This is a genomic window from Sinomonas sp. G460-2, assembly GCF_047759905.1.
Classification (GTDB): Bacteria; Actinomycetota; Actinomycetes; order Actinomycetales; family Micrococcaceae; genus Sinomonas.
Genome location: NZ_JBKZWT010000176.1, coordinates 1 through 7,569, shown reverse-complemented (window position 1 = coordinate 7,569; position 7,569 = coordinate 1). Strand labels below are relative to the sequence as shown.

Here is a 7,569-nt window from a genome sequence, read left to right as displayed (position 1 = left end):
GGGACGCCCTCGGGCGGCTCGAGGCGCAGTTCCTCGTGACCGAGTTCGTGATCGTGACGTGCACCGAGGCCGGCACCGGACCACACGGGGACTCGGTCGGCGCGGCGCTCATGACGCTGCTCCAGCGCGCGGTCCTCGAGGATCCGGTGCCCGTCAAGGTCGTCGAGGACCTGCCGCTCGAGGCCCCCGAGGAGACCGAGCCGGCCGAGCTCCAGATGGTCTCGCTGCTGCTGCTCGACGAGCTCCGCGAGCTCGCCGTGCTCGGCCTCGCGGACCTCCGCAAGGGCCTCGTCGACGTCCCGGTCGCCGTGCTCGACGCCGTGTATGACGCGTTCGAGGCGCCCGACGGCGAGGAGACCTGGGAGGACGTCGAGCCGGAGGACGTCGAGCCGGAGGACAGCGAGTCGGGCGGGGCTGGCTGAAACTGGCGCTCGCTGAAACTGGCGCTGGCTGAAACTGGCGCTGGCTGAAACTGGCGCTGGCTGAAACTGTCGCTGGCTGAAACTGTCGCTCGCTGAATGGCGCTGGCTGAATTCGCGCTGGCTGAACTGGCGCGCCTGGGCCGCCGCGCGCCGTCGTCCGCGGGGATGTGAGCACGGGCGGGCTGCTAGCCCGCGCTGCCCTCCTGGCGTCGCACGCGCTCGATGTGCGGGCGGGCCTTCTCGAGGCCCTGCTCGAGGGCGTGGACCGTGCTCTCCATGCTCTTCGCTGCTTGGGAGCGGAAGGTGTCGATCGCGTCCATGGTCTGGTAGAGGTTCGCGAACGCGCGCTCGAGGGTCTCGACGGACACGCCAGAGCTCGTGGCCTGCTGGTGGATGCGGCCCGTCTGCTCCTTGAGCATCTCCGAGGTCTTGAGGATCATCGCGTTGGTCGTGGTGTTGATCGCGTCGATCTGGTCGAGCACGAGCTTCTGGTTCGAGAGTGCCTGGGCAGTGATGACGGCGGTGCGCAGCGCCGAAACCGTCGTGGCCCGGGCACGGTCCACGCCCTTGATGAGCTCGTTGTTGTTCTTGCGGATCACGTCGATCGCGAGGTAGCCCTGCACGGAGACCGCGAGCTGCGTGAGGATGTCCTGGCGTCGCTGGCGGACCGGGAACAGGACATCCGCCTCGAGCTGCTGCGCGTGCTCCGTCTCTCCCTTGGCGCGGACCTCGGCGATCTTCTGGACCGTCGCGTCGTCGAGTTCCTGCGCGAAGACCGCGTACTCGGAGAGCTGCTGCATGACCTCCCAGAGGTTCGACTTCTCCTGCGCGAGCGCCGCGTTGTCCCGGAGCAGCTCGTCCTGGCCGGACATGAGGGCCTTGATGATGTGGTTGAGCTGCGCCTGCGCCGACTCGTAGCGCTGGAAGTACTTCGCGACCTTGTTCCCGCCCGGCACGAAGCCCAGGATCTTGCGGCCGCTGCCGAGGTCGGCGCGGTTCGGCGTGAGGCTCTCTACCGTCTGGCGGAGCTCGCCGAGGGTCGACGCGACGTAGGTCTGGGCCGTGTCGCCGCTCTTCTTGGCGCCGCGCACCGACGTCGACGCGCGGTCGAGGAGCCGGCCCGATGCGTCCGAGGACGCGATGATCTCGCGCCCGCCCACGCGGTTGAGGCCCTCGACCTTGCGCGCGAACTCGGGGCTGCGCGAGTCCAGGGCCGCGACCTCGGACACCCATGCCTTGGCCTGCTGTGCGATCTGCTCCTGGCGGTCGGCGGCCACTGGGACCATGCCCGGCGCTTCCTCTTCCTTCACGACCGGAGCGGCGTCCGGCGCCTGGAGCACAAGGGCTTCTTCGGTGGGGTCTGGAGGGGTCAGAGGGGTGCTCATCGGGGTCTCCTTTTTCGCTGCCCGGCCTCGGACTCAGGCTACCTCGCCCAACGGGGGAAAGGAGGGGGAGGTTCCCGGGGGTAGGGGAGCGCGAGAGCGCAGTGTTCACGCGGGGGCGCATGTTGTGCGGCGTGGAACCGTGCGCTCTCGCATGGGACGTGCGCTCTCGGGGCGGAGCTGGGGGGAGCGTTTTGCCCTCCACAGAACGGACGACGGCGTGGCGTCCACATAGCTACTGCCCGGCCGTCCGTCGTGGGCACCTCGGGCGCACGGTGGGTTCATGGATTTTCCGTTGCCCCATCCCGGACCGTGGCTCTCGTCCCAGCTCGTCGAGAGGTTCGGCACGAACCGGGCGCCTGAGCGGCTTGTTGCGGCGGGACTCCTAGTTCGGATTGCCCGGGGGATGTACTACCGTGCGGACGCGTGGGCGGGGCTGCCGGCCGACGAACGGCATCTGGCTCTCCTCGTAGCGCATCACGAGTTCCACGCGCGGCTCCGCGAGGTGGTGTTCGCCTACAGCCACCTCAGCGCGGCGCGGCTGCTCGGACTCAACCTCTGGGAGCCAGACAGTTTCATTCACCTCATCCGGCCTCGCTCGCTTCGGCTGTCTGGACACCGCGAAGAAATTCTGGTTCATGCCGATCGGTTTGAGGCCGCGGATCTGTGCGAGATTCGTGGGCTCCCCGTGACCTGCCTTGAACGCACGGTAATTGACAGTGCCCGCTATCTCCGACGCGGCCAGGCCCAGGTCGTGGTGGATCACGGGCTTCGGCTCGGGGCCGACCCCGCCAGACTGGGCGAGCTGCTCGCTGAGGCCTCGGGCAAGCGCGGCGTGCAGACCGCGCGGGCGGCCTTGGAACTCGGCTCGGCCCTGAGCGAGTCGGCGGGCGAGAGCCTGCTGCTGTACCTGCTCGCCGGCATGCCGTTTCCCATGCCCCAGCAGCAGCTTGTCGTCGCGACCCGGCACGGGAAGTATCGCGTGGACTTCGGCTGGGAGAACATCCGCCGAGGGCTCGAGTTCGATGGCAAGAAGAAGTACTTCCTCTACGAGCCCACCGACGAGGCCATCTTCAAGGAGCGGCAGCGTGAGAAGGCCATGATGGAGGACGGATGGCAGTTCTTGCGCGTCGAATGGCGTGACCTGTTCCGTGAGGCCGAGCTCCGCGCGCGGATCGGGCGGTTCCTGTCCCTCTGACCGCGCACCCTTGGCGCGAGAGCGCACGTTTGGTGCGACACAGCACCTCTCACACCTGCGAAACGTGCCGTGTCGCACCAAACGTTCGCTCTCGAACCGGACGTGCGCCCCGGTAAACTTGGCTGCCGTGCCAGAATCCGTTTCGCGTCGCTCCAGCCCCACCGTGGCGCAGCCGAGCGAGGGACGCGGGGCCAAGTTGCCGACCGGCGCCGGCGCGGGCAGCACGTCCGCGATGCTCTCCCGCCTCGCCGAGCTCGAACTCCTGACGAAGGGCCCGGCCTGGGCGCTGACCCGCTCCGCGCCGTGGGTCATCGCAGCTCTGCAGACGGCCTTCACCCGTAACCGCCCGCACGTCGAGCTCGAGGCGTTCCACGACGAGCTCGACCAGTTCCTCGCCGAACTCCGCGCCCGCGACGCGTCTCTCGGCGCCGCGCCGACGGCTGGCACCCTCACCGGCCGGCTCGTCGCCGACGACTGGACGCGCCGCCGGTTCCTGGCGCGCCGGGCGCAGGGGGGCCGGATCGTCTACGAGCTCACCGAGGCGGCGGCCCGCGTGCTCGCGTTCCTCGACTCGCTCTCGTCGGAACGCTCGACGCTCACGGGCTCGCGCCTCGGGACGCTCCTCACCGACGTCGAGAAGCTCGCGCAGGAGACGAACCCGGACACGAGCGCGCGCGTCGAGGCCCTCGAGACCGAGATCGGCGAGCGGCGCGAGATGATCCGCGGCCTCGAGTCCGGTGAGCTGGGGGCGGCACTCGAGTCCGAGAACGCCGTCGAGGCCGCCGAGAACATCCTCGACCTCGCGGCTGGCCTGCCCGCGGACTTCAAGCGCATGCGCGACCGCATCGAGGAGTCCGTGGGTCAGCTCCGCAACCAGATCATCGAGGAGTCGCTCAGCAAGGGCGCCACGATGGCGCAGGTTCTCGAGGCGGACCGCCGGCTGCGCGAGTCGAGCGAGGGCCGCACCTTCCGATCATTTACGGCGTTCCTCGAGAACCCCGAGCAACAGCTCCGCTTCCGCTCGGCCATCGCCGAGGTCCTCTCGCGCGAGTTCGCGGACCGCCTCGACGCCGAGGAGCGGCAGACGCTCCGGCACCTCGTGGCCGAACTGCGCGAGCAGCACACGGAGATCCAGGGCATCTACGGCAAGCTCTCGGAGAGCCTCAACACGTACGTCCAGAGCGACGACTTCCGCCAGTCCGTGCGGCTGCGCGACGCGATTCGCCGCGCAGAGCGGGCCGTGCGCCGGCTCCCGTACCAGCGCGACCAGGCCGCGTTCGCGCCCGCGCCCGAGCTCTTCGGCGCCGAGTTCGATTCGCTCGCGATGGTCAAGCTCTTCGACCCCGACGAATTCGTCGCACCTCCGCGGCTCGCCGAGCCGATCGCGTTCGGCGAGGCGGACCGCGTACGCTCGGCGCGCACGGGCAAGGCGAACGCTGCGGCGCTGAGGCAAGCGTTCGACGTCGCCCTCGCCGCCGGCGGCGGTCGGGCCACCGCCGGCGAGGTGTGGCACGAGCTGCCGCCCGAGGAGCGTCACATCAATACCATCCGGGCGCTGCTCGGCGAGCTCCTGCAGCGCGGCGCGGGGTTCGCGGGCGGCCCAGGCCCCGACGGCTGGGAAGCGCTCGACTTCGAGCAAGTGGACGGTTCGAGCCGCCGGGCCTACGTTCCCGCGGCAAAGATTCAGGCAGCCGACAGTCAGGCGGTAAGCAGTCGGGCAGCCGACAGTCAGGCGGTAGGCAGTCAGGCCGCAAACAGTCAGGCAGCCGACATTCAGGAAGGGGAACAGCATGAGCGAGCCCGGTGAGGCCGCGAACGGCACCGAACGCGAGGCGGTCCGCCGCCCAGCGAACGCCGCCGCGCTGTACGACGGCGACACGGGAGTTCTCCCGCTGCGCGTTCGCCAGGCGCTAGTGCGCCTGCTCAAGGGCCCCTACCTCGACGGCGGCCGCGACGAGCGAGTGTGGACCACGCTCCTCGACAGCCAGGACGTGCTGCGCTCGCGGCTCTCGGAGCTGTTCCTGACGCTGCAGATCGACCACGAACGCAAGGTTGCGGTGGTCCGCCCGGTGGACCCCGAGCTGCTCGGCACGGCCTCCCGCTCGACGATCCTCCGGCAGCAGCGCGCCCTGAGCCGCGTCGAGACGATCCTGCTCCTGCGCCTCCGGCTCCTCCTCGACCGCCACTCGACGGCCCAGACCGAGCCCACCGTCACGCTCGAGGAGCTCTCCGACGTCGTGGCGCACTACCAGCCCGCCGACCAGCAGGACGCCCTGCGTGACGCCGACAGCGTGGGCCGCGCCGTCCAGAAGCTCCAGGCCCGCAAGCTGCTCCTGCCCACGGCCCTCGATGACGTGTTCCTCATCTCCAACGCCCTCCCGCTCGCGCTGCCGTTCGAGAACATCGGCGACATCTCGCGGCACCTCGAGGCCGTGGCCGAGTCCGGCGGAGAAGCGGGCCGTGCGGACGACGGCGGCGCCCAAGCGGTGCTGGACCTCGCCGAAGTCGCCCTCGCCGAGGAGGGCGAGCCCGAGGAAGCAGACGACGACGGCGCGCAGCCCGCGCTGGACCTCACCAGCGAACCAGCGTCAGAGCTTCCCGAGAGCGACGAGGAGGGACTCGAATGAGCGTTGCGACCATGCTCCCGCTCGGGGACGAGCCCAATCCGGGGCAGTTCCGGCTGGGCCAAGTGCAGATCGTCAACTGGGGCACCTTCCACGGCGCGCACACCATGCACGTGGACCGCGCGGGCACGCTGCTCACGGGCAACTCGGGCGTCGGAAAGTCGACGCTGTTCGACGCGATCGCCCGCGTGTTCGACGCGCGCCCCCGCTCCAACGAGGCCGCCGCGGCCCGGACTGGCCAGTCCGAGGACCGCCGCACGACGTTCACGTACATGCGCGGCAAGGTCGGCGACGTCGCGGTCGGCGAGACCCAGGCCAGCGCGTTCCAGCGCCCCGGCGCGACGTGGAGCGCGATCGCCCTCACGTATGACAACGCCGCCGGCACGCGGCACACGCTCACGGCCCTCTTCGACCTCCCGAAGAACGGCACCGAGTCGAGCCTGGGCCGCTTCTACCTCATCGACTCCACCCCGCTCGACGTCCACGCGCTCGAGGGCATCGCGGACCGCCGCTTCACGCGCGGCGCCCTCGAGGGGATCTTCCCCGGGGCGCAGGTCTTCGACGTCCACAAGAACTTCGCCGAGCGCTTCCGCCGACTCCTCGGCATCTCCTCGGACCAGGCGCTTCCGCTCCTGCGCGTCATCCAGGCCGGCAAGGGCCTGGGCGGGAGCGTCAACAGCTTCTTCCGCGACCAGGTCCTCGACCCGCCGCAGACGCTCGCGGCCGCCGACCAGGTGGTCGAGGAGTTCAGCAACCTCATGTCCATCCGGCAGCGCCTCGAGGACGTCCGCGACCAGCGCGACCAGCTCGCGCCCGTCCCCGGGCTCAACCAGCAGTACGCGCAGGCCCTCCTCGACGCAAACCGCCTGCGCGACCTCTCCGGCGGCGCGTTTGAGCGCGTCCGCCAGCAGTTCGCCGTCGCCGTGCAGGAGCGGATCGTGGCGCGCTCGGCCGAGGCGGCGCACTCCAAGGCGGCCGGGCTCGCGGCAGAACGCAAGGCCCGCGACGCGCTCGCGAAGCAGCTCCGCGCCCTCGAGGCGGAGTACAACACCGCGGGCGGCAACCAGATCAGCGCGCTCGAACAGCACGCCGAGAACGCGCGAGTAGGCCTGCGGCTGAGGCGCGAGGTCGAGGCGGCTGCGCGGCAGGGAATGGACGACGCCGGGCTGCAGCTCCCGTGGACGGCCGAGGGCTGGGCGGCGGCGCACCAGGAGGCGGCCGCGGCGACCGAGCTGCTCGAGGGCGATTCGGCCGCCCTCCGAGAGGCCCGTTTCGAGGCCTTCGACGCGCATGCGTCCGCCAAGCGGGACCTCGCGGAAGCCCGCCGCGAGCTCGAGTCGATGGCCGCGCGCAAGAGTCTGCTGCCGCCGTCGTCCGTCGAGAACAGGGCCGCGATCGCCGCGGCGACGGGCGTGCCCGAGGAGTCCATGCCGTTTGCGGGCGAGCTCATGGACCTCGTCGATGGCGAGGAGCGGTGGCGGCCCGCCGCCGAGCGCGCGCTGCGCTCGCTTGCGACAACGCTGCTCGTGCCCGGGCAGCACTTCGCCGCCGTGACGCGCTATCTCGACGAGAACGCGATCCGCGGCGCCCTGCGCGCCGTCGACCTCTCGGTGGCGGTGCCCGGCGCCGCAGCCGCGCTCGGCGACGTGCGCGGGGACGATCTCCTCACGAAGCTCGACATCCTTGAGAACGCCGCAGACGGCGCCGGAACGTACGTGCGCGAGCGCATCGCCGTGGACTTCGCGTACCCATGCGTCGAGGACCCGGAGGAGCTGGCGGGGCTCGACCGCGGCCTGAGCCTCGGCGGCGTCGTGAAGCGCCACCGCGGGACGGTCGAGAAGGACGACCGCTTCGCGTCCCGCCAGGACTGGGTGCTCGGCTTCGACAACGCCGCCAAGATCGAGGACCTCACGGCGCGCATCGCCGAGCTCGAGTCCGCGCTC

At 70.6% G+C, this 7,569-nt stretch carries 6 protein-coding genes; 5 read left to right on the top strand and 1 reads right to left on the bottom strand.

All coding sequences use genetic code 11. The features are described 5' to 3' along the window. Positions 1 to 422, top strand: a 422-nt coding sequence (locus ACLN58_RS14835) for a hypothetical protein (RefSeq protein ID WP_415856031.1), incomplete at its 5' end; no start/stop codon positions are given. A 185-nt stretch (positions 423 to 607) separates the two neighbouring features. On the opposite strand, the gene ACLN58_RS14830 is transcribed toward ACLN58_RS14835, so the two are convergent. Beyond that, on the bottom strand, positions 608 to 1,807 hold the full coding sequence (locus ACLN58_RS14830; protein ID WP_415856030.1) for a toxic anion resistance protein: 1,200 nt from the start codon (positions 1,805 to 1,807) through the stop codon (positions 608 to 610). A gap of 280 nt (positions 1,808 to 2,087) precedes the next feature. Here ACLN58_RS14830 and ACLN58_RS14825 point away from each other — a divergent pair, with 280 nt between their 5' ends. The 4 genes from ACLN58_RS14825 to ACLN58_RS14810 all read left to right on the top strand — a co-directional run. After that, positions 2,088 to 3,002 carry a hypothetical protein gene (locus ACLN58_RS14825; RefSeq protein WP_415856029.1) on the top strand — a complete coding sequence of 305 codons (915 nt, stop codon included), beginning with the start codon at positions 2,088 to 2,090 and terminating at the stop codon, positions 3,000 to 3,002. Between the two features lie 232 nt (positions 3,003 to 3,234). Beyond that, positions 3,235 to 4,809, top strand: a complete 1,575-nt coding sequence (locus ACLN58_RS14820) for a DUF3375 family protein (protein ID WP_415856032.1) — start codon at positions 3,235 to 3,237, stop codon at positions 4,807 to 4,809. Continuing rightward, positions 4,793 to 5,629 carry a DUF4194 domain-containing protein gene (locus ACLN58_RS14815; protein ID WP_415856028.1) on the top strand — a complete coding sequence of 279 codons (837 nt, stop codon included), beginning with the start codon at positions 4,793 to 4,795 and terminating at the stop codon, positions 5,627 to 5,629. The genes ACLN58_RS14820 and ACLN58_RS14815 overlap by 17 nt, the downstream gene beginning before the upstream one ends. Further along, positions 5,626 to 7,569 (top strand): ATP-binding protein (locus ACLN58_RS14810; protein WP_415856027.1); only part of this gene is annotated, 1,944 nt, incomplete at its 3' end. The genes ACLN58_RS14815 and ACLN58_RS14810, both read left to right, overlap by 4 nt.

Bases quoted from the DNA above. Each gene is read 5' to 3' on its own strand.
- ACLN58_RS14820 (WP_415856032.1), top strand. From the start codon at position 3,235: ATGCTCTCCCGCCTCGCCGAGCTCGAACTCCTGACGAAGGGCCCGGCC.
- ACLN58_RS14830 (WP_415856030.1), bottom strand. From the start codon at position 1,807: ATGAGCACCCCTCTGACCCCTCCAGACCCCACCGAAGAAGCCCTTGTG.
- ACLN58_RS14825 (WP_415856029.1), top strand. From the start codon at position 2,088: ATGGATTTTCCGTTGCCCCATCCCGGACCGTGGCTCTCGTCCCAGCTC.
- ACLN58_RS14815 (WP_415856028.1), top strand. From the start codon at position 4,793: ATGAGCGAGCCCGGTGAGGCCGCGAACGGCACCGAACGCGAGGCGGTC.